The following is a 22,576-nucleotide window of genomic DNA, read 5'->3' as shown; positions in this document are numbered from 1 at the left end:
ACGCCGTCCCCACCCTCCGCCGCGACCACGGCGACACCCAACAACTCCTCACCGCCCTCGCCACCCTCTGGACCCACGGCCTCACCCCCACCTGGCCGACGATCCTCACCCCCACCAACCCCACCCCCACCAACCTCCCCACCTACCCCTTCCAACGCCACCACTACTGGCTTTCGGCGGCCGAGCGGGTCGGGGATCTGGCGGGCACGGGGCTGTCCGTGGTGGGGCATCCGCTGGTGGCGGCCGGGGTGAGCATGGCCGAGGGCGGCGGGTTCGTGTTCACGGGCCGGATCTCCGCCCGTACGCATCCATGGCTGGCCGACCACAGGGTGCTGGACCGGATCCTGGTGCCGGGCGCGGCCCTGCTGGAGCTCGTGCTGGGGGCCGGGCAGCACGTGGGCGCCGAACGGCTGGACGAGCTCGTTCTGCACACCCCGCTGACCCTGCCGTCCGACGACACCGCCGTCGACCTCCAGGTGGGCATCGACGCGGCGGACGAGCGGGGTGCGTGCGCCGTACGGCTGCACTCCCGGCCGCACCGCCCGGGGCAGGACGACGATCCGGCGGACTGGCTGTGTCATGCCACGGGGACACTGACGGCGTCGGCGCCGGGCGATGAGCCCATGGGCGCGGAGCCGGAGGCCGCGGCCCAGTGGCCGCCCACCGGCGCGGAGCTGGTGGACATCGACGCGTTCTACGAGCGGCTGGCGGACCACGGCTATGGTTACGGCCCGGCGTTCCAGGGCGTGCGTGCCGTATGGCGCCGGGGCGAGGAGATGTTCGCCGAGGTGCGGCTTCCGGAGTCGGCCGCCGGTGACGCGGACCGGTTCGGTGTGCATCCGGCGCTGGTGGACGCGGCGTTGCAGACGCGGCTGGTGGCGCTCCTGGAGGGCGAGACGGAGCGGATGATGCCGCTGTCGTTCTCCGGGGCGCGGCTGCATGCCACGGGCGCCACCGTCGCCCGGGTGCGGACAGCGCCCACGGGGCCGGGCGGGCTCTCGGTACGACTGACCGACCTCGCCGGTCTGCCGATCCTCACCGTCGAGGAGGTGGTCTCGCGGCCCCTGACGGCCGACGCGCTGACGGCCGCCACCGGGACGGCCCCGGACGCGCTCTTCGAGGTCACATGGGTGCCACTGCCCCTGCGGCCGTCCGAGGCCACGGAGTCCATGGCGGCGCTCGGCACTGCCCTGTCCGACGCCGCCGTCACGCTCGACACCCCCGGCGCACCCGACGCCCCCGTCTATGCGGATGTGGCCGCGCTCCTCGCCGCCGTACGCACCGGCACACCGCTGCCCCCGCTGGTGGTGCTGCCCGCGCGACCGGCCCCATCCCCCGCCGGTGTCGCCGACGTGCCCGCCACCAGCCGCGAGCGCCTGGCGGCCGTGCTGGCGACGGTGCGCGAATGGCTGAGCCACCCCGAACTCGACGGCGCCCGGCTGGCATTGGTGACGCGGGGCGCGGTGGCCGCGTTCCCGGGTGAGCGGGCCGAGCCGGCGCTGGCCGGGGTGCGGGGGCTGTGGCGTTCGGTGTGTTCTGAGCACCCGGGCCGGTTCGCGCAGGTGGATCTGGACGGTGCGCCCGAGTCCGCGGCGGCGCTGACCGCCGCCCTCGCCACCGGTGAGCCCGAGCTCGTGGTGCGCGCCGGAGCGGCGTCCGTGCCACGGCTGGGCCGGGTCTCGTCGTCGGACGCCGGAGTGCTGGCGGCCCCCGAAGGGGCCTGGAGCCTGGAGCTGGACACCGGAGGCACCGTGGACGGGCTGCGGCTGGTGCCCGCCCCGGGTGTCGAGGAGCCCCTGGCCCTGGGCCAGGTGCGGATCGCGGTACGCGCCACGGGCGTCAACTTCCGTGATGTCCTCGTCTCGTTGGGCGTCGTCCCCAGCGGTGACCCCAGCGGTGAGCCCAGCGGTGCCCCCAGCGGTGAGGGGCTGTTCGCGGCCGAGGGCGCCGGTGTGGTGCTGGAGGTCGGCCCCGGTGTGGACGGCCTCGCGGTGGGCGACCGGGTGATGGGGCTGGTGTCGGGCGCGTATGCGGGCCCCGTGGCGGTGGCCGACGCCCGGATGGTCGTACGGATGCCCCACGGCTGGACGTTTCCGCAGGCGGCGTCGGTGCCCGCCGCGTTCCTGACCGCGTACTACGCCCTGGTCGAGCTGGCCCGGGTGCGCGCGGGCGAGTCGGTGCTGGTGCACGCCGCCGCGGGTGGCGTGGGAATGGCGGCGGTACGGCTGGCGCGCCATCTCGGGGCCGAGGTGTACGCCACCGCGAGCCAGCCCAAGTGGCCCGTGGTGCGCGGCATGGGCGTTCCGGCCGAGCGGGTGGCGTCCTCGCGCACCCTGGAGTTCGCCGACCGCTTCCTGACCGCGACCGGTGGCCGGGGCGTGGATGTCGTACTGAACTGCCTGACCGGGGAGTTCATCGACGCCTCGCTGACGCTGCTGCCGCGCGGCGGCCGGTTCATCGAGATGGGCAAGACGGATGTCCGGGACGCCGAGGAGGTGGCCGCGCGATGGCCGGGCGTCGGCTATCGGGCATTCGACCTCGCCGAGGCCGGGGCGGAGCGGCTGGGCGCGATGCTGGCCCATCTCGCCGAGCTGTTCGAGGCGGGGGTGCTGGCGCCGCTGCCGGTGACGGCGTGGGACACCCGCCGGGCGCGCGAGGCGTTCCGCCACGTCAGCCAGGCGCGCCACACCGGGAAGGTGGTGCTCACCCCGCCCCGGGACGCGATCGACGGCACCGTGCTGATCACCGGTGGTACGGGGGTCATCGGCTCGGCGGTGGCCCGGCATCTGGTCACCGGCCATGGCGTCACCGACCTCGTCCTCGTCGGCCGCCGGGGGCCGGACGCCCCCGGAGCCCGCGAACTCATGGCCGAGCTGCGCGAGTTGGGCGCCACGGCCCGGGTGGTGGCGTGTGATGTGTCCGACCGCGCGGCGCTGGGCGCGTTGCTGGACGGCCTGCCGGGGCTGCGCGGTNCGCGTTGCTGGACGGCCTGCCGGGGCTGCGCGGTGTGGTGCACGCGGCCGGGGTGCTGGACGACGGTGTGGTCTCCGCGCTGACCCCCGAGCGGCTGGACACCGTGCTGCGCCCCAAGGCGGACGCGGCCTGGTATCTGCACGAGCTGACCCGGGACCGGGATCTGGCGCTGTTCGCGCTCTTCTCCTCCGCCGCCGGGGTGCTGGGCTCGGCGGGCCAGGGCAACTACGCGGCCGCCAACGCGTTTCTGGACGCCCTCGCCCGGCACCGCCGCGACCAGGGCCTGCCCGCACACGCGCTCGCCTGGGGCCTGTGGGGCGAACGCGGCGCGATGACCGGTGGCCTGGCCGCCACCGACCTGGACCGGATGCGCCGTCAGGGCGTGCGGCCGCTCACCACGGACCAGGGGCTGGCGCTCTTCGACGCGGCCATACGGGCGCCCCGCGCGCTCAGCGTTCCGGTGCGGCTGGACGTGGCCGCCCTGCGCCGCCACGGCGAGCCCGCGCCGCTGCTGCGCGGGCTGGTCCGTACGACGACGGTCCGGCGCGGCGCCGCCAACACGACCACGGGCGGTGGCGGGCTGCGGGATCGCCTGGCCGCGCTGACCCCGGCGGAGCGCGAGCGCACGCTGAGCGACCTCGTACGGGCCCAGGCCGCCGTGGTGCTCGGGCATGCGGGCGGTGACGCGGTGGCCGGGGACCGCTCCTTCAGGGACCTGGGCTTCGACTCCCTGACGGCCGTGGAGTTGCGCAACCGGCTCGGCACGGCCACCGGGCTGCGGCTTCCGGTGACCACCGTCTTCGACCATCCCACCCCGGCCGCGCTGGTGGCCGAGCTGCTGCGGCTCCTGGCGCCGGACGGCGAGGCCACCGCCGCCCGGCCCGCCGCCCCCGCCCCGGCCGCCCGCGCCACCGCGGCGGCCGAGGGCGACGACCCGATCGCGATCGTCGGGATGAGCTGCCGCTTCCCCGGCGGGGTGCGCTCGCCCGAGGAGCTGTGGCGGCTGCTCGCCGAAGGGCGGGACGCCATTGGCCCCTTCCCCGACGACCGCGGCTGGCACGGCGAGCTGGGCCGCCCCGGCGCGCCCCGGACCCATGCGCCGGCCGGTGGCTTCCTGTACGACGCGGCCGACTTCGACGCCGAGTTCTTCGGCATCTCGCCCCGAGAGGCGCTGGCCACGGACCCCCAGCAGCGGCTGTTGCTGGAGACCACCTGGGAGGCGTTCGAACACGCGGGCATCGACCCCACCGCGCTGCGCGCCACCCCGACCGGGATCTTCGCGGGGCTGATCTACCACGACTACGCCACGCGCTTCCCCGATCAGCTGGCCGACGGCTTCGAGGGCTATCTCGGCAACGGCAGCGCGGGGAGCGTGGCCACCGGCCGGGTCGCCTACACCCTCGGCCTCGAGGGCCCGGCCGTCACCGTGGACACCGCGTGCTCCTCGTCCCTGGTGGCGCTGCACCTGGCCGCGCAGGCGGTACGGCAGGGCGAATGCGCCCTCGCGGTGGCCGGTGGGGTGACGGTCATGTCGACCCCGCGGCCGATCGTCGAGTTCAGCCGGGTCGGCGGGCTCGCCCCCGACGGGCGCTCCAAGGCGTTCGCCGCCGAGGCCGACGGGATGGGCTTCGCCGAGGGCGTCGGCATGCTGGTGGTCGAGCGGCTGTCCGACGCCCGCCGCCACGGCCACCGGGTGCTGGCGCTGCTCCGGGGCTCCGCGCTCAACCAGGACGGCGCGTCCAACGGCCTCACCGCGCCCAGTGGCCCGGCCCAACAGCGCGTCATCCGGCAGGCGTTGGCGAACGCGGGGCTCACGGCGGCCGATGTGGACGTGGTCGAGGCGCATGGCACGGGGACATCGCTGGGCGACCCGATCGAGGCGCAGGCCCTGCTCGCCACGTACGGCCGGGACCGGCCCGCCGACCGGCCGGTGGTGCTGGGCTCGGTGAAGTCCAACCTCGGCCACACCCAGGCGGCGGCCGGGGTCGCGGGTGTCATCAAGATGGTGCTGGCCCTGCGGCACGGCGTCGTCCCCCGCACCCTGCACGCGGAACGCCCCACCGAGCGGGTGGACTGGACGGCCGGGGCGCTGCGGCTGGCCGCCGAGAACGAGCCCTGGCCCGCGGCCGATGCGCCCCGGCGCGGCGCGGTGTCGTCGTTCGGCATCAGCGGCACCAACGCCCATGTGATCCTGGAGGAGGCGCCGGACGCCGACATGGCCACCGAGCCGACGCCGGTGCCGGTGCCGGTGGCGGTGCCGTGGGTGCTCTCGGCGAAGAGCGCCGACAGCCTGCGCGACCAGGCCCGCCGACTGCGGGAGCGGCTGGCCGCCGAACCGGATCTGGCGCCCGTCGACGTGGCCCGCTCACTGCTGTCCCGGGCCGTCTTCGACCGGCGCGCCGTGGTGATCGGCCACACCCGGGAGGACTTCCTGGACCGGCTGGCGGCGCTCGGCCGTGGCGAACCGGCCACCGGTGTGGTGCGGGGCGTGTCCACCGACGGGTCCCTCTCCGCCGACCGGGCGGGGCCGGTGTTCGTGTTCCCCGGGCAGGGCTCGCAGTGGGCCGGGATGGCGGCCGAACTCCTCGACGCCTCAGCCGAGTTCGCGGAGTCGTTCGACGCCTGCGCCCGGGCGCTGGCCCCGTATGTCGAGTGGTCGCCGCTCGATGTGGTGCGCGGACGCCCCGGCGCGCCGTCGCTGGACCGGGTCGATGTGGTGCAGCCGGTGCTCTGGGCCGTCATGGTGTCCCTGGCGCGGGTGTGGCGGTCCCATGGGGTCGAGCCCGCCGCGGTGGTGGGGCATTCGCAGGGCGAGCTGGCGGCGGCGTGTGTCGCGGGGGTGCTCTCGCTGGAGGACGCCGCCCGTGTCGTCGCGCTGCGCAGCCGGCTGATCGGGAGTGAACTGGCCGGGCGGGGTGGCATGGTCTCGCTGCCCGTGCCGGTGGACGAGGCCGGGAAGCTGGTGGCGCCCTGGGGCGAGCGGATCTGCGTGGCCACCGTGAACGGGCCCGGCTCGACCGTGGTGGCCGGGGACGCGACGGCGCTGGACGAGCTGATGGCGGCGTGTGAACGGGACGGGGTGCGGGCGCGCCGCGTCCCGGTGGACTACGCCTCGCACACCCCACAGGTCGAACGGATCCGTGAGCGGCTGCTGGAGCTGGCCGCGCCCCTCACGCCCCGCCCCGGCGCGGTGCCGATGTACTCGACGGTGACCGGCGCGCGCCTCGACGGCGCGAGCGCCGACGCGGAGTACTGGTACCGCAACCTCCGCGAGACCGTGCGGTTCGAGCAGGCGACCCGCGCCCTGGCCGACGCCGGGCACACGGTGTTCATCGAGGTGAGCCCGCACCCGGTACTGATCCCCGGGATCGAGCAGACGGTCGAGCGGACGCTCCAGGACGCTTCGGCGGACCGCGCGGCCGTGGTGGTGGGCACGCTGCGGCGGGACCAGGGCGGCCGGGAGCGGCTGCTCACGGCGCTGGCTGAGCTGTTCGTGGCCGGTGGCACGGTGGCGTGGACAAACACGTTCGAGGGCGGGCGGCCGGTCGATCTGCCGACGTACGCCTTCCGCGCGCGGCGATACTGGCTGGACGCGCCCGAGCGCACCGGGGACGTGGGCGGCGCCGGGCTCACGGCGGTGGACCATCCGCTGCTGGCGGGGGCGGTGGCCCCGGCCGGGAGCGACACGGTGCTGTTCACCGCGCGGCTGTCGCAGACCACTCACCGCTGGCTCGCCGACCACGCGGTGCTGGGCGGTGTGGTGCTGCCCGGCAGTGTGTTCCTCGACTGGGCGCTGTACGCGGGGAGTACGGTCGGCTGCCCGCACCTGCCCGAACTCACCCTCCAGGAGCCGCTGTTCCTGCCCGCTACCGAGGCGGCCCACCTGCAGATCCAGGTGGGCGAGCCCGATGACGAGGGCCGACGGGAGCTCACCGTGCACTCCCGCCGCGAGTCGGTGGCCGGGGACACGGCAGCGGGCTGGACGTGCCACGTACGGGCCGTCGTGGCACCGGATCCGGCGGGCCCGGAGAGCGGTCAGGAGGGCGGTCAGGAGGGTGGTGGCGCGGCCGCGTTCGCGGAGATGGCGGGCGTCTGGCCGCCGCCCGGTGCCCGTGCCGTCGACCTGACGGGCTTCTACGACCGGCTGGCGTCGGACGGCTTCGACTACGGCCCGTCCTTCCGCGGCCTGCGGTCGGCGTGGCGGCGCGACGGGGACGTCTTCGCGGAGGTGGCGCTGGGCGAGGGGGCCGGTGGTGGGCCGGTGGACGGCTTCGCGCTGCACCCCGCGCTGCTCGACACCGCCCTGCACGCGATCGGCCTCGGCGGGTTCTACGACCAGGCGGAGTCGGCGGGCGCGCCGATCCGGATGCCGTTCTCCTGGACCGGCGTCCGGCTGCACTCCGCCCCGGACACCGCCCCACCCGGCACCGTACGGGTACGGGTACGGCTGTCCGCCGTCGGTCCGGATGCCATCGGTGTCCATCTCACGGGCGACGACGGCCAACCCCTCGCTCGCATCGATGAGTTGACGCTGCGGCCGGTGTCCGCGGACCGGTTGCAGGCGGCCGCGGAGGAGCGCGCGGCCCGTCCCGTACGGCGCGAACGGCCCAGCCCCCGGCCGCAGGACACCGCCGCCGCCCAGCGCGTCCTGGACGCCGCGCCCGAGGAGCGGGAGCGGCTGCTGGCGGACCTCGTCCGGGAGCAGTTGCGCGCGGTGCTCCACCACGAGGCGGACGCGGAGATCGGCCCGGACACCGAGTTCCTGGCGCTCGGCATGGACTCGGTGCGCGGGATCGATCTGCGCGACCGGCTCGCCACGCTGCTCGGGCTCCGGCTGTCGGCCACGGCGACGTTCGAGCACTCGACCGTGGACCGGCTCGCCGGGCACCTGGCCGCGCTGGTGGCCGGCCGGGCCGCCGCCGGGCCGAGCGCCCCCGTGACCGAGGAAGCCGCCGCCCCGGAGCAGAACACGCTGGAGCGGGCCACGCCCGAGCAGGCCACGTCGGACCAGGCCACGTCGGACCAGGCCAGGTCGGATGGCTCCGCGCCGCCGCCGTCCGCCATCGAGCTGGAGCTGGCGAAGGCCACCGCGGCCCCGGAGTCGGACCCCTACGACAGCCTCACCACCCTCTACCACCAGGCGTACGCCAGCGGCCGGGCCCAGTCGGTGGGCATGGCGCTCATCCAGGCCGCGGGCCGACTCCGGCCGTCCTTCACCGCCGAGGACGCCGCCGCCCACATCCTCCCGCCGGTGAAGATGGCGAGCGGCGACGGCACCCGGGCCACGCTGGTGTGCCTGCCCGCCATCACCGCCACCGCCGGGCCGATCCAGTACGGGATGATGGCGCAGATGTTCGAGGGCAGGCGGGATGTGCTCTCGCTGGTCAACCCCGGCTACCTCGAAGGCGAGTTGGTGGCCGACAGCTTCGACGCCCTGATCGAGCTGCACCTCCACCAACTGCGCGCGGCCGTCGGCACCGAGCGCTACGTCCTGGTCGGCCACTCCATGGGCGGGCTGCTCGCCTACGCCCTGGCGGAGCGGGCCGAGAGCGCGGGGCTGCCGCCCGGCGCGGTCGTGCTGCTCGACACCTTCGAGGCCACCCACCAGTTCTCCGAGAAGACCCACATCGCGCTGAACGAGGGCCTGGACTCCCGGGAGCAACTGCTCGGCGACTTCGCGCTGACCGGCGCGAAGCTCTCGGCGAGCGGGCGCTACAACGCGCTGCTGATGGAGGAGTGCGCCCTGCGGCCCGTCCAGAGCCCGACGTTCTTCCTGAGCGCGGCCGAGCCCATGCCCCACCAGGACGAGGGGTTCGAGGGCGACGCGTGGCGCGCGTCCTGGCCCTTCCCGCACACCGCCCGGGCCACCCCGGGAGACCACTTCACGATCATGGAGCACCACCTCCCCGAGACCACGGAGGCCATCGAGAACTGGCTCGCCGAACGCGGTCTGTGACCGAGTGCTGCCTAACGGGTGTCCGACGGATCGTGACGCCTGCGGCGGGCCGCCCCCTCCCCGCCCCTTCCCGAAACTGGGGCTCCGCCCCAGACCCCTGGGGTCCAGGGGCGAAGCCCCTGGTAACGGGAAGGGGCGGGGAGGGGAAAGATCCGCCGGACGGGGCAGGGCGCGGCGCGGTCAGCGCACCGGGTGGTCGTCGTCCGCCGCGGTGTCGCCCCTGGCCGTGGCGTCGTCCTGGGCGGCGGTGCTGTCCGTGGCGCCGCCCGCGCCGTCCGCCGCGGACCGTACCTCCGGACGCCTCGGCCCCTGCCGGGGTGTCCGGGGCTCGCCGGTCGCCTTCCCCGACGGCTGTGTCCCCGTGGGCTGCGCCTTCCCCGTGCGCTGTTCGGCGGGCTGACCGGCGGGCTTCCCGACCTTCCCGGCCCTCCCGGCGGCCTTCTCCCCCGGCTTCTCGCCTGGCTTCTCGCCCGCCTCGCGCTTCGTGTGCAGCCGGGAGCGTATGTCGCCGTGCGGCAGGAACTGGGCCCAGCGCTCGGGGAACTCCGACGGCGGGGTGATCTCCGCCGCGCCGTCGTCCGCCGTCCGCTGGTCCTTCGCCCGCAGACGGGCCGTCTCCTCCCGGGCGCGGGAGGCGCGCTCCGCGCGCGCGGCGGCCGTGGCCACCGAGGGCCAGACCCGGTCGATCGCGGCGTTGACCGCCGCCCCGACCAGCACCGCGAAGGCGGACACCCCGATCCACAGCAGCACCGCCACGGGCGCGGCGAGCGAGCCGTAGATCGTCGGGCCCTCGACCGTATGCACCAGGTAGATCCGCAGCAGGAAGCTGCCCAGCACCCACATCGCGAGGGCCACCAGCGCCCCCGGGATGTCCTCCGGCCACGGCGAGCGCACCGGCACGGACACGTGGTAGAGCGTGGTGAGGAAGGCGATGGACAGCAGGATCACCACCGGCCAGTAGAGGACCGGTACGAGATCCCCGCTCGACGGCAGCAGGTCCACCACCGCCTCAGGACCGATCACCATCAGCGGCAGCGCCACCGCCCCGACCAGGAGCGCCACCAGATAGAGCAGGAAGGACAGCAGGCGGGTCCTGACGATCCCGCGCTTCCCCTCCAGCCCGTACATGATGGTGATGGTGTCCACGAACACGTTCACCGCGCGGGAGCCGGACCACAGGGCGATGGCGAAGCCCAGCGAGATCACATCGGGGCGCCCGCCCTTGATCACATCGTCCAGCAGCGGCCGGGCGATCTCCTTGACGCCCCGGTCGGACAGCACGGTCGCGGAGGCGTCGAGGATGTTCTGCCGGATGGTGGCCACCGTGTCGGTGCTGGTCCAGGCGTCGAAGTAGCCGAGCAGCCCGATCAGGCCGAGCAGCAGCGGGGGCAGCGACAGCAGGGTGAAGAAGGCCGCTTCGGCGGCCAGCCCGGTGACCCGGTACTCCATACAGGAATGGATCGTGTCCTTCAGCAGCAGCCAGACCATCCTGCGCTTGGACACATTGCGGTACAGGGCGCGGGCCTTGCGGAGCCGGCCGGACGGCTTCGATGTTTCTTCTGCTGGCTGCACCTTCTCACCGTATCGGGGGTCTTCACCGCCGCTCATCCGGTGACCAGGCCGAATCGCCGCAAAAGGTCGCCGCGCAGGCATGGGCGGAGGGGATGCCGCGCCGACTCGGCACCACCCTCCGCCCGCCGGGCCCACTGTCCGTGCCGGATACAGCCATGCGCAAAGGTTGCGCCGCGTTGCAGCCGTCCGGACGGTCGGTGGGAGGGTCGGGGGCCGAGGGCCGAGGGTCAGCAGCCTCCGCAGTTGTAGTAGGTCACGTCCCAGTGGTTGCTCTCACGGGCGTAGATGTTGCCCGAGCCGGACTTGTACTGCTGGGCGCCGTCACCGGGGCGCGGGCCGATGTTGGTGAAGGTGCCGGTGATGTAGTTGCTGAGGCAGCTGGTGGGGCTGAAGTCCAGCTTGTAGCCGTTCCAGTGGCTGTACGTACCGGAGGCGTGCCCGGTCTCCGTGCCGCCGGTGATGGTGAGGGCACAGCCGGTGGCCCCCTTCAGGGTGATGGCACCCTGCACGGTGGTCAGGTTGATCTGCTCGAACGAGGTACAGGTGGGGTTGTTGCGGTCCGAGCAGCCCCCGCTGGAGGTCCAGGAGATCCCGGCGCCGCGCAGCCGGTTCGCCGCGTCGGAGTGGCTGAGCTTGGTCACCGCGGCGGCGGAGGGCGCCTGGGCGGCCACCGGGGCGCTGGGGGCGGCCACCGCGCTCTGGGCGGTGAGAACGGTGGTGGCGAGAACCGCGCCGCCGAGCAGGGCGCCGAGTCTGATCCGGGTGCTGGTCACAGCCATGGTCGTCTTCGTCTCCTTCGTCTGCGGATCCGTGAACCGTCGAGGACGGCGGCAGCACGATCCCAGCCCTTCGGGGCGGGTGGGCGACTCACCGGGGAATTCGGGACAGCGGGATCGGAAACCGTCTTTGAGCTGCGGGGACGGCGGGCGCTGGGACGCCCGCTGGGATGCCGGGCGGCGATCAGCTCCCCGTGGCAGCCCTGGTTTCCCCGGCGCGGTAGGCGCGGTCGCAGGCCTTCCAGGCGCTGAAGTCTTTGGTGAGCGCCCACAGCCGATGGGCCGCCCGGATGTTCCAGTCCGGGTCCAGCGCCTGCTCCCGGGTGCCGCCCAGCTTGCGCAGCGTGCCGTCGTACAGCTGGAAGACGCCCCAGTTCCGGGTGGCGTTGGAGTTGGGCAGGGTATAGAGGGGATCGAGGTACGAGGCGCAGTCCGCGATGCCGACCGCGCGCTCGGGGTCCTCGGTGAAGACCTCGCGGATGCGCCGGGCGACCCGGTCCGGTGTCCAGGTGTCGAGCGGCTTGCCCTCGCTCTCGTACAGCGCCCGTTTGGTCCCCTCGTCCACCGACCCGTTGGGCGTCAGCCCGCTGCGGAGCTGGAACACCACGACACGCATCTGGGTGACCGGTCCGAACGCCCCGTCGACGTCGAGCCTGCCGCCCGCGCGGGCGAGCAGCGACTGGACCTCGTGCACACACGTGTCCGCCTGCCCCATGCTCACCACGACCGGGCAGCGGGAGGACAGCAGCAGCCGGCCGTCCGAGGACCCGCCCGGCCCGTCCGCCCCGCCCGACGACGTCAGCGCCTTCCCCCACAGCGCGGCCGCCACCCCGGCGACGGCGAACACGGCCAGGGCGAGTACGGCGAGCAGTGGCCGACGACGCGGCGGCGACGCGGCAGACCCGGGCTCCGGGCCCGGGACTGGAGCAGCACGCGGCGGCTCCGGGGCAGGGGCCAGTGCCGGAGCAGCACGCAGGGACTCCGGCCCGGAATCCGGCTCCGGCTCGGACCCGGGCACCAGCTCCGGCTCGGGTTCAGGCTCTGGCCCCGACTCCGCCCCCGTCTCGGCATCCGACCCACCCGCCGTCTCGACGCGTGAGACGACCGACCCGGCGGCCCCAGCGCGCCCCGCCGACACCGCGGCCGGCGCCCGCGAAACGGCCCGCTTGCGCTCCGCATCCGCCAGTACCCACCGCCGATGCAGCTCCAGCAGCTCCTCAGCGTCGGCCCCGCACACCTTGCCGAACCGCGCGAGCACGTCGTAGTCGCCGGGCACGCTCGCCCCCGAGCAGTAGCGGTGGAGCGCCGACGCGCTCACCCCGCTGCGCGCCGCCAGCGCCGCGTAGCTGCGGTTCGCCCTCCCCTTGAGCTCGCGCAACAGCTCCGCGAACTCCTCCACATCCCCGTTCCCGGACACCCCGACCCCGCCCTCCCCGCTTGAGCGATACCCGTCAAGGCGAGTCAACGGCGTCCATGGTTATCTGTCCACCGTGACTACCACCGTGACCACCTGGCACCTGGAGCAGACCGCTCCTTCCGATCTCAGCCCGGCGCAGGAGCCGCCCGCCACGGCCGGGGTGCGGATCGCCCGGGCCGAGGTGCCGAGCCCCGAGTTCAGCCACTTCCTCTACACGGCGGTGGGCTCGGACGTGGCGTGGACCGACCGGCTGGTGTGGTCGCGGGAGGCGTGGGAGGAGTATCTGCACCGGCCCGGCGTGGAGACCTGGGTGGCGTACGAGCGCGGGACCCCGGCCGGGTACATCGAGCTGGAGGGCCAGGACGAGGGCGTGGTGGAGATCGTGTACTTCGGTCTGCTGCCCGCCTTCCGGGGCCGCCGCATCGGCGGGCACCTGCTGACCTGGGGGACCTCCCGCGCCTGGGACATGGCCGACCGGTGGCCGGACCGGGTGCCGACCAAGCGGGTGTGGCTGCACACCTGCAGCAAGGACGGGCCGTACGCACTGGACAACTACCGCCGCCGGGGCTTCAGGGTGTTCGACGTCAAGACATCGGAAGAGGAGTGACCAACGCCACAGCGTCTTGCAGTGCGAGACAGATACGTCCGAATAATGGATAAAGGTGGACTCGTCAGAGACCACCATGCGACGCTTCCCTCATGTCTCGAGCTGGAATTGCCTTGGTGAGTCGACGCCACGTCGACCTCGGCCGCATGTCCAGCGCGATCTGTCCGGCGGGCTGACCCGCACCTCGACAGGGCCGTCACCAAGGCCCCGGGCAGCACCACCGCATCTTCCGCACGCCCCCGACGACGTGGGCGGGCGCGCACGCCTCGACACTCCCCGCCGCATGCCGCACCGGTCACCGCCGTAGCCCCTGCCCGCCTGCGCATGCGCAGGTCAGACGGTGCGCGCGCACGTACTACCCGCCGCACCTGAGCCGCTCAGAAGGACACACACCGCCATGGCTGCCACCCCGGAACGCGCAAGCGCTACGCCCCGCCGCAAGGCCGGACGCCACCGCGGCGAAGGCCAGTGGGCCGCGGGGCACTTCACCCCTCTCAACGGCAACGAGCAGACCAAGAAGGACGATGACGGTCTCAATGTGCGGACACGCATTGAGACGATCTACGCCCACCGCGGCTTCGACTCCATCGACGGCGCCGATCTGCGCGGCCGGATGCGCTGGTGGGGTCTGTACACCCAGCGCAAGCCCGGGATCGACGGCGGCAAGACCGCGATCCTGGAGCCGGAGGAGCTGGACGACGAGTACTTCATGATGCGGGTGCGGGTGGACGGCGGCCGGCTGACCACCGAGCAGCTGCGGGTCGTCGGCGAGATCTCGGAGGAGTTCGCCCGCGGTACCGCGGACATCACCGACCGGCAGAACATCCAGTACCACTGGATCCGGATCGAGGACGTGCCCGAGATCTGGAAGCGGCTGGAGGCCGTCGGGCTGTCCACCACCGAGGCGTGCGGTGACACCCCGCGTGTGATCATCGGCTCGCCGGTGGCGGGGATCGCCGAGGACGAGATCATCGACGGCACCTCCGCCATCGAGGAGATCCACCGGCGCTACATCGGCAGCAAGGAGTTCTCCAACCTGCCGCGCAAGTTCAAAACCGCGATCTCCGGCTCGCCGGTGCTCGACGTGGTGCACGAGATCAACGACGTCGCGTTCGTCGGCGTACGCCACCCCGAGCACGGCCCCGGCTTCGACCTGTGGGTCGGCGGCGGACTTTCCACCAACCCCAAGATCGGCGTCCGGCTCGGCGCCTGGGTCCCGCTGGAGGAGGTCCCGGAGGTCTGGGCCGGGGTCGTCGCCATCTTCCGCGACTACGGCTACCGGCGGCTGCGCACCCGCGCCCGGCTGAAGTTCCTGGTCGCCGACTGGGGCCCGGAGAAGTTCCGCCAGGTGCTGGAGGACGAGTACCTGAAGCGCCCGCTGATCGACGGCCCGGCGCCCGAGCAGCCCGTCCAGCAGTGGCGTGACCACATCGGCGTCCACCGCCAGCGGGACGGCCGCTACTACGTGGGCTTCGCACCGCGCGTCGGCCGGGTCGACGGCGCCACCCTCACCAAGATCGCCGACTTGGCCGAGGCGCATGGCTCCGGGCGGCTGACCACCACCGTCGAGCAGAAGATGATCGTGCTCGATGTGACCGAGGACCAGGTGGATTCGCTGGTCGCCGGGCTGGAGGCGCTGGACCTCCAGGTCAAACCGTCGACGTTCCGGCGCGGCACGATGGCCTGCACCGGTATCGAGTTCTGCAAGCTGGCGATCGTCGAGACCAAGGCGCGCGGCTCCTGGCTCATCGATGAGCTGGAGCGCCGGCTGCCCGGGTTCAACGAGCCGATCACCATCAACCTCAACGGCTGCCCGAACGCCTGCGCCCGTATCCAGGTGGCGGACATCGGCCTCAAGGGCCAGCTGGTCATGGACGCAGGCGGCCAGCAGGTCGAGGGCTACCAGGTGCACCTGGGCGGCGCCCTGGGCCTGGAGCCGGGCTTCGGCCGCAAGGTGCGCGGACTGAAGGTCACCGCCGCCGAGCTCCCCGACTATGTGGAGCGGCTGCTGCGCCGCTTCCAGGAGGAGCGCGAGGACGGCGAGCGCTTCGCCACCTGGGCGGCCAGGGCCGAGGAGGAGGCCCTGACATGAGTGAGCGCTTCGGGATCGAGCGGAGGGCAAAGTGACCGAGCGTGCCGCGCCGTTCTACTGCCCTTACTGCGGGGACGAGGATCTGCGTCCCTCGGAGGAGGGCCATGGCGCGTGGGAATGCGCGTCCTGCAACCGCGCGTTCCGCCTGTCGTTCCTCGGGCTGCTGGCCAAGGGCCTGCGGCGCGACCCGATCGATGAAGGGGGCACGGCGATATGACGACACGGCTTGAGGACACCGATCTCGAAGGGCTCGCCGAGAAGGCGGGCCGCGAGCTCGAGGACGCCCCGGCGCTGGACATCCTGCGCTGGGCGGCGGACACCTTCGGCTCGCGTTTCTGCGTCACCTCCTCGATGGAGGACGCGGTGGTGGCGCACCTCGCCTCCCGCGCCTTCCCCGGTGTCGACGTCGTCTTCCTCGACACCGGCTACCACTTCCCCGAGACCATCGGCACCCGTGACGCGGTGGCGGCCGTGATGGACGTCAACGTCATCACCCTGACCCCGCGCCGGACGGTGGCCGAGCAGGACGCCGAGCACGGCCCCCGGCTGCACGACCGTAACCCCGACCTGTGCTGCGCGCTGCGCAAGGTCCAGCCGCTCGAGGAGGGGTTGCGGGAGTATGACGCCTGGGCCACGGGACTGCGCCGGGACGAATCGCCAACCCGCGCCGATACCCCGGTCGTTGGCTGGGACGCCCGGCGCCGTAAGGTGAAGATCTCCCCGATCGCCCGCTGGACGCAAGCGGATGTCGACGCCTATGTCGCCGAGCACGGCGTGCTGACCAACCCCCTGCTGATGGACGGCTATCCGTCGATAGGCTGCGCGCCCTGCACCCGTCGGGTTCTGGAGGGCGAGGACATCCGGTCCGGCCGCTGGGCGGGGAGCACCAAGACCGAATGCGGGCTGCACGGCTGATGGCTGTCGACCAGGAGAACGAGATGAGCGCCCCCACGACCACCGGTGCCACGGTGTGGCTGACCGGTCTGCCGAGCGCGGGAAAGACCACGATCGCCTATGCGCTGGCCGAGCGGCTGCGCGGCGAGGGCCGCCGGGTGGAGGTGCTCGACGGGGACGAGATCCGCGAGTTCCTCTCCTCGGGTCTGGGTTTCTCCCGCGAGGACCGGCACACCAATGTCCAGCGGATCGGGTTCGTGGCCGAGCTGCTGGCCTCCCACGGGGTCACGGTGCTGGTGCCGGTCATCGCGCCGTACGCGGACAGCCGCGAGGCGGTGCGCAAGCGCCACCAGCGCGAGGGCACCCCGTATCTGGAGGTGCACGTGGCCACGCCCGTGGAGGTGTGCTCCGAGCGGGACGTCAAGGGGCTGTACGCGAAGCAGGCGTCGGGCGAGATTTCGGGTCTGACCGGTGTGGACGACCCCTACGAGGCCCCTGCCGACCCGGATCTGCGCATCGAAACCCACAGGAACAGCGTGCAGGAGTCGGCGGCCGAGGTGCGGTTGCTGTTGAGTGAAAGGGGCCTGCTGTGAGCCACGCACGCGCGGCCACCGCGTCACGGCGCTCCCCGCACCCGGGCGCCGTACCCATGGCGAGCCCCGCCGATACGACGGGAAGCTACTACCGCAGCCGAGCGAACGAAAGGGGCGCGGCATGACGGCCGTGACGGCGATCAACGCGGACGAGGGCGCGGGCCTGTACGCGCTCGCGCACCTGGACGCGTTGGAGTCCGAGGCGGTGCACATCTTCCGCGAGGTGGCGGGCGAGTTCGAGCGGCCGGTGATCCTGTTCTCCGGTGGCAAGGACTCGATCGTCATGCTGCACCTCGCGCTCAAGGCGTTCGCCCCGGCGGCGGTCCCGTTCTCGCTGCTGCATGTGGACACCGGGCACAACTTCCCCGAGGTCATCGCCTATCGGGACGCCACCGTCGCCCGGCACGGGCTGCGGCTGCACGTGGCCTCGGTCCAGGAGTTCATCGACGACGGCCGGCTGCGCGAGCGCCCGGACGGCACCCGCAATCCGCTCCAGACCGTGCCGCTGCTGGACGCCATCGAGAAGAACCGCTTCGACGCGGTCTTCGGCGGTGGCCGCCGGGACGAGGAGAAGGCCCGCGCCAAGGAGCGGGTGTTCTCCCTCCGGGACGAGTTCGGCGGCTGGGACCCGCGGCGGCAGCGCCCCGAGCTGTGGCAGCTCTACAACGGCCGCCACTCCCCCGGTGAGCACGTCCGGGTCTTCCCGCTGTCGAACTGGACCGAGCTGGACGTGTGGCAGTACATCGCCCGGGAGAAGATCGACCTGCCGCGGATCTACTACGCGCATGAGCGCGAGGTCTTCCGGCGCGCCGGCATGTGGCTGGCGCCCGGTGAGTGGGGCGGCCCGAAGGACGGCGAGACCGTGGAGCGGCGCATGGTGCGCTACCGCACCGTGGGCGACATGTCCTGCACCGGTGCCGTGGAGTCGGACGCGGTGAGCATCGAGCAGGTCATCGATGAGATAGCCGCCTCCCGGCTGACCGAGCGGGGTGCGACCCGCGCCGACGACAAGCTGTCGGAGGCCGCGATGGAGGACCGCAAGCGCGAGGGGTACTTCTAACGATGACGAGCAATCTGACCTCCGGGGAGCAGGCCGCGGCGGCCGCCGTGGAGCGGTCCGCGGCCACCTCGCAGCTGCGGTTCGCCACCGCGGGCTCGGTGGACGACGGCAAGTCCACGCTGGTCGGGCGGCTGCTGCACGACTCCAAGTCGGTGCTGGCCGATCAGCTGGAGGCCGTGGAGCACGCCTCGCGCAGCCGTGGCCAGGAGGCGCCGGACCTGGCGCTGCTGACGGACGGGCTGCGGGCGGAGCGGGAGCAGGGCATCACCATCGATGTCGCCTACCGCTACTTCGCCACGCCCAAGCGCCGGTTCATCCTCGCCGACACCCCCGGCCATGTGCAGTACACCCGCAACATGGTCACCGGCGCCTCCACCGCCGAGCTCGCGGTCGTCCTGGTGGACGCGCGCAACGGCGTGGTGGAGCAGACCCGGCGGCACGCCGCGGTCGCCGCCCTGCTGCGGGTCCCGCATGTGGTCCTCGCCGTCAACAAGATGGACCTGGTGGACTACGCGGAGCCGGTCTTCGCGGCCATCGCCGAGGAGTTCACCACCTACGCGGCGTCGCTGGGCGTCCCCGCCTGGGGGTCTGGGGGGAACCCCCAGGAAAACTGGTGTACCGCCATCCCGATCTCGGCGCTGGCCGGGGACAACGTGGTGACCGCGTCGGCGAACATGGACTGGTACGGCGGGCCGACCGTGCTGGAGCACCTGGAGACCGTGCCGGTGGGCACCGACCCGTCCCAGGACCCGGCGCGTTTCCCGGTGCAGTACGTGATCCGTCCGCAGACCGCCGAGCACCCCGACTACCGCGGCTACGCGGGCCAGATCGCCTCCGGTGTGCTGCGGGTCGGCGACGCCGTCACCGTGCTGCCGTCCGGCCGGACGTCCACCATCACCGGGATCGACGCGCTGGGCGCGATGGTGGACGTGGCGTGGGCCCCGCAGTCGGTGACCCTCACCCTCGCCGACGACCTGGACATCTCGCGCGGGGATCTGCTCGCGCCGAGCGACCACGCGCCGAAGACCACCAGGGACGTCGAGGCCACCGTCTGCCATCTGCACGACCGTCCGCTGCGCGTGGGCGACCGGGTGCTGCTCAAGCACACCACCCGCACGGTGAAGGCGATCATCAAGGACATCCCGTCCCGGCTGACGCTGGCCGATCTGTCGCACCACCCGGCGCCGGGTGAGCTGGCCGCCAATGACATCGGCCGGGTCGTGCTGCGCACCTCCGAGCCGCTGGCGCTGGACGCGTACGACGCCTCGCGCCGCACCGGCTCCTTCCTGCTGATCGACCCCGCCGACGGCACCACGCTCACCGCCGGAATGGCGGGCGACTCCTTCGCGGCGCCGGCGGAAGGCGCCGAGGCCGCGCGGGACGACGAGGGATGGGACTTCTGACCATGGCCGGTGAGGTGTTCTCGACATTCGCCAAGGAGGGCGGCCGCGTGGGCAGCGGGGCGCTCGGCAGCGGGCAGGGCGGGGTCGGACGATGTGTGCGCTGACGCCGCAGTCCGCCCCCGTCCACCAGCGCCGCCGCCGAATCCCTTCTGAACTGCCGGGCGTCCTCTGACGCCGCCCCGGCCCGTCGAGAGGAACACCCCCGTGTCGTCTGCCGTCCGCCCCATCGCCCCGCGACCAGCCACGCACCCCCGGCGCCGCACCCGGATCCTGGCCGCGGCGGCCGTCCTCCCCCTGCTGATGGGCGCGCTGGGCGCCTGCGGCTACGGATCGGAGAAGAAGTCCGACGACACGGGATCCTCGGCGGTCCCCGCGGCCGGCGGTGCGAAGGTCGACGGTCTGGACAAGGTGAAGGTCGGCTACTTCGCCAACCTGACCCATGCCACCGCGCTGGTGGGGTTGCGCAAGGGCGGCCCGATCCAGCAGGAGCTCAAGGGCACGAAGGTCGCGCCGTACGTCTTCAACGCCGGGCCGTCGGAGATCGAGGCGCTCAACGCGGGCTCCATCGACATGGGCTGGATCGGCCCGTCGCCGTCCATCAACGGCTATGTGAAGTCCCACGGCTCCAACCTCAAGATCATCTCGGGTTCGGTCTCGGGCGGTGTCAAGCTCGTGGTCAACCCGAAGAAGATCAAGACGCTGAACGACGTCAAGGGCAAGAAGATCGCCACCCCGCAGCTGGGCAACACCCAGGACGTGGCCTTCCTCAACTGGGTCAAGAGCAAGGGCTGGAAGGTCGACGCCCAGAGCGGCAAGGGCGATGTCTCGGTGGTCCGCAGCGACAACAAGGTGACGCCCGACGCGTACAAGTCCGGTGCCATCGACGGCGCGTGGGTGCCCGAGCCGACCGCGTCCAAGCTGGTCGCCGACGGCGGCAAGGTGCTCCTGGACGAGTCCTCGCTGTGGCCGGACAAGAAGTTCGTGATCACCAACCTGATCGTGAAGCAGTCGTTCCTGAAGGAGCACCCGAAGGTCGTCGAGGCCGTGCTGCGCGGCTCGGTGAAGACCAACGCCTTCATCAAGGCCAACCCCGAGCAGGCGAAGAACGCGGCCAACGCGGCGCTCAAGGAGGAGACCGGCAAGCCGCTGCCCGCCGAGGTGATCGACCCGGCGTGGAAGTCCATCCAGGTCACCGACGACCCCCTGGCCTCGACGCTGAACACCGAGGCCGACCACGCGGTCCAGGCGGGGCTCCTGGAGAAGCCCGATCTCAAGGGGATCTACGACCTGGGCCCGCTGAACAAGGTCCTGAAGGCCGAGGGCAAGCCGACGGTCTCCGCCGCGGGCCTCGGCAGCCAGTAGCCGCCCGTCCGTCCCGTACGCACCGTACGTATGTACACGCATGTACGCATCCACCAGGAGGTGACCGGATGTCCCCGGCACTGACCACCGAGAAGGACGACCGGGCGAGCGCCGCGGCGGCGGGCTCCCCCGGTCCCGCCGACGCCACCGGATCCGTATCGATCGCCCACGTCCACAAGGCCTTCGGCCGTCCCGGGGCGGCCCAGCCCGTGCTCGAGGACATCAACCTCCAGGTGCGGCCCGGGGAGTTCGTCTGCATCCTGGGGGCTTCCGGCTGCGGCAAGTCCACGCTGCTCAATCTGATCGCCGACCTGGACAAGCCGTCCTCGGGGGCCATCGAGGTCCCTGGCGGCCGACCGGCCCTGATGTTCCAGGAGCACGCCCTGTTCCCGTGGCTGACCGCGGGGAAGAACATCGAGCTGGCGCTGCGGCTGCGCGGTGTGCCGCGCGCCGACCGCAGGCCGCGGGCCGAGCGGCTGCTGGAGCTGGTGCGGCTCAGCGGCGCCCACGGCAAGCGGGTGCACGAGCTCTCCGGCGGGATGCGGCAGCGCGTGGCGCTGGCCCGCGCGCTGGCGCAGGACTCCTGCGTGCTGCTGATGGACGAGCCGTTCGCCGCGCTCGACGCCATCACCCGCGATGTGCTGCACGAGGAGCTGACCCGGATCTGGAGCGAGACCGGCGTCTCGGTGCTGTTCGTGACCCACAACGTCCGCGAGGCCGTGCGGCTGGCCGAGCGCGTGGTGCTGCTGTCCTCCCGGCCGGGGCGGGTCGTCCGCGAGTGGTCGGTGGACATTCCGCAGCCGCGCCGCATCGAGGACGCGGCCGTCGCCGACCTGTCCGTTGAGATCACCGAAGAACTGCGTGGGGAGATCCGCCGCCATGGCCAGCAGTAAGACCACCCGCGGCGCCGCGGTCGAGGAAGCCGACGGCGGAGACGGCGGGAAGCAGCCGATAGAGAAGTCCGTGGAGAAGTCCACGGCGAAGGCCGGTCCCGGGCAGGACCTGGCGGGCCTGGAAGCCGGTCTGGACGCCCTGGACGCGGTGCAGACCAAGCGGGTCTCACCGGCCGAGGTGCTGGTCCAGAAGGTGCTGCCGCCCATCGTGGCCGTGGCCGTCGTGCTGGCCCTGTGGAAGGTGCTCGTCGTCGCGAAGGTCACCGACGACTACAAGCTGCCCGACCCGGGGCTGGTCTGGGACTCGCTGCGCCAGCTGTGGCTCCAGGGCGAGCTGCTCGACATCATCTGGACCAGCGTCTCGCGCGGCCTGTTCGGCTTCCTCATCGCGCTGGCGATCGCGACCCCGCTGGGTCTGGTCGTCGCCCGGGTGAAGTTCATCCGCGCCGGGCTCGGCCCGATCCTGTCCGGGCTGCAGTCGCTGCCGTCGGTCGCCTGGGTGCCGCCCGCGGTGATCTGGCTGGGCCTGAACGACCAGATGATGTACACCGTCATCCTGCTGGGCGCGGTCCCGTCCATCGCCAACGGGCTGGTGGCCGGCATCGACCAGGTGCCCCCGCTCTTCCTGCGCGCCGGACGCACCCTGGGCGCCCGCGGTCTGGTGAGCGCCCGGCACATCCTGCTGCCCGCCGCGCTGCCGGGTTACGTCGCCGGGCTCAAGCAGGGCTGGGCCTTCTCGTGGCGCTCGCTGATGGCCGCCGAGATCATCGCGAAGTCCCCGGACCTGGGCCTGGGACTTGGCCAGTACCTGGAGAACCAGCGCAACAACTCCGATATGGCGGGGGTGCTCCTCGGCATCCTGCTGATCCTCGTCGTCGGCATCGCCATCGAGTTGCTGATCTTCGCCCCGATCGAGCGCCGGGTGCTGCGCAGCCGCGGCCTGCTGGCGAGCGCGCGCTGACCGAACTGAACCAAGCC

The 22,576-nt window shown here is 72.8% G+C and carries 15 protein-coding genes and 2 pseudogenes; 14 read left to right on the top strand and 3 right to left on the bottom strand.

What is annotated here, in order from left to right; translation table 11 throughout:
- Positions 1-254: 254 nt before the first annotated feature.
- The 3 genes and pseudogenes from IEJ02_RS51465 to IEJ02_RS51190 all read left to right on the top strand — a co-directional run.
- Positions 255-1,610 (top strand): annotated as a pseudogene (locus IEJ02_RS51465) (polyketide synthase dehydratase domain-containing protein); the annotation flags it as partial.
- Positions 1,611-1,718: 108 nt separating this feature from the next.
- Positions 1,719-7,552 (top strand): annotated as a pseudogene (locus IEJ02_RS38575) (type I polyketide synthase); the annotation flags it as partial.
- Positions 7,529-8,929, top strand: a complete 1,401-nt coding sequence (locus IEJ02_RS51190) for an alpha/beta fold hydrolase (RefSeq protein ID WP_498067123.1) — start codon at positions 7,529-7,531, stop codon at positions 8,927-8,929. The pseudogene IEJ02_RS38575 and the gene IEJ02_RS51190, both read left to right, overlap by 24 nt.
- 180 nt (positions 8,930-9,109) lie before the next feature.
- On the opposite strand, the gene IEJ02_RS38570 is transcribed toward IEJ02_RS51190, so the two are convergent.
- From IEJ02_RS38570 to IEJ02_RS38560, 3 genes are all read right to left on the bottom strand, one after another.
- Positions 9,110-10,501 carry a YihY/virulence factor BrkB family protein gene (locus tag IEJ02_RS38570; RefSeq protein ID WP_317986027.1) on the bottom strand — a complete coding sequence of 464 codons (1,392 nt, stop codon included), beginning with the start codon at positions 10,499-10,501 and terminating at the stop codon, positions 9,110-9,112.
- A 227-nt stretch (positions 10,502-10,728) separates the two neighbouring features.
- Positions 10,729-11,280 (bottom strand): hypothetical protein, encoded by a 552-nt coding sequence (locus IEJ02_RS38565; RefSeq protein ID WP_223865157.1) that lies wholly within the window; start codon positions 11,278-11,280, stop codon positions 10,729-10,731.
- Between the two features lie 181 nt (positions 11,281-11,461).
- Positions 11,462-12,694 carry a helix-turn-helix domain-containing protein gene (locus IEJ02_RS38560; RefSeq protein WP_317986026.1) on the bottom strand — a complete coding sequence of 411 codons (1,233 nt, stop codon included), beginning with the start codon at positions 12,692-12,694 and terminating at the stop codon, positions 11,462-11,464.
- A 73-nt stretch (positions 12,695-12,767) separates the two neighbouring features.
- On the opposite strand from IEJ02_RS38560, the gene IEJ02_RS38555 reads away from it, so the two are divergent.
- The 11 genes from IEJ02_RS38555 (at position 12,768) to IEJ02_RS38505 (ending at position 22,559) form a co-directional block, all read left to right on the top strand.
- Entirely contained in the window at positions 12,768-13,301 is a 534-nt protein-coding gene (locus IEJ02_RS38555) for a GNAT family N-acetyltransferase (protein WP_191069048.1), read from the top strand.
- Between the two features lie 92 nt (positions 13,302-13,393).
- Entirely contained in the window at positions 13,394-13,477 is an 84-nt protein-coding gene (locus IEJ02_RS50570; RefSeq protein ID WP_309471194.1) for a putative leader peptide, read from the top strand.
- A gap of 221 nt (positions 13,478-13,698) precedes the next feature.
- Entirely contained in the window at positions 13,699-15,393 is a 1,695-nt protein-coding gene (locus IEJ02_RS38550; protein ID WP_191069047.1) for a nitrite/sulfite reductase, read from the top strand.
- A 31-nt stretch (positions 15,394-15,424) separates the two neighbouring features.
- Complete coding sequence (locus IEJ02_RS38545; RefSeq protein ID WP_020867772.1) at positions 15,425-15,610, top strand: hypothetical protein; 186 nt, start codon at positions 15,425-15,427, stop codon at positions 15,608-15,610.
- On the top strand, positions 15,607-16,308 hold the full coding sequence (locus IEJ02_RS38540; RefSeq protein WP_191069046.1) for a phosphoadenylyl-sulfate reductase: 702 nt from the start codon (positions 15,607-15,609) through the stop codon (positions 16,306-16,308). The genes IEJ02_RS38545 and IEJ02_RS38540 overlap by 4 nt, the downstream gene beginning before the upstream one ends.
- On the top strand, positions 16,290-16,880 hold the full coding sequence (gene cysC, locus IEJ02_RS38535) for an adenylyl-sulfate kinase (RefSeq protein WP_174890216.1): 591 nt from the start codon (positions 16,290-16,292) through the stop codon (positions 16,878-16,880). The genes IEJ02_RS38540 and cysC overlap by 19 nt, the downstream gene beginning before the upstream one ends.
- A 121-nt stretch (positions 16,881-17,001) precedes the next feature.
- Positions 17,002-17,940 (top strand): sulfate adenylyltransferase subunit CysD, encoded by a 939-nt coding sequence (gene cysD / locus IEJ02_RS38530; RefSeq protein ID WP_137979966.1) that lies wholly within the window; start codon positions 17,002-17,004, stop codon positions 17,938-17,940.
- Positions 17,941-17,942: 2 nt separating this feature from the next.
- Positions 17,943-19,343, top strand: coding sequence for a sulfate adenylyltransferase subunit 1 (locus IEJ02_RS38525; protein ID WP_191069045.1), 1,401 nt, complete (start codon positions 17,943-17,945; stop codon positions 19,341-19,343).
- A gap of 204 nt (positions 19,344-19,547) precedes the next feature.
- Positions 19,548-20,705, top strand: a complete 1,158-nt coding sequence (locus IEJ02_RS38515) for an ABC transporter substrate-binding protein (RefSeq protein ID WP_317986025.1) — start codon at positions 19,548-19,550, stop codon at positions 20,703-20,705.
- 68 nt (positions 20,706-20,773) lie between these two features.
- Positions 20,774-21,598, top strand: a complete 825-nt coding sequence (locus IEJ02_RS38510; protein ID WP_191069044.1) for an ABC transporter ATP-binding protein — start codon at positions 20,774-20,776, stop codon at positions 21,596-21,598.
- Entirely contained in the window at positions 21,585-22,559 is a 975-nt protein-coding gene (locus IEJ02_RS38505; RefSeq protein ID WP_223865156.1) for an ABC transporter permease, read from the top strand. Before IEJ02_RS38510 ends, IEJ02_RS38505 begins: the two co-directional genes overlap by 14 nt.
- The last annotated feature ends 17 nt before the right edge of the window (positions 22,560-22,576 follow it).

This window comes from Streptomyces sp. 5-10 (genome assembly GCF_014712245.1).
GTDB classification, from domain to species: Bacteria; Actinomycetota; Actinomycetes; order Streptomycetales; family Streptomycetaceae; genus Streptomyces; species Streptomyces violaceusniger.
Note: the sequence above shows the minus strand (reverse complement) of the source record. Positions and strands in the feature narration are given on the sequence as shown.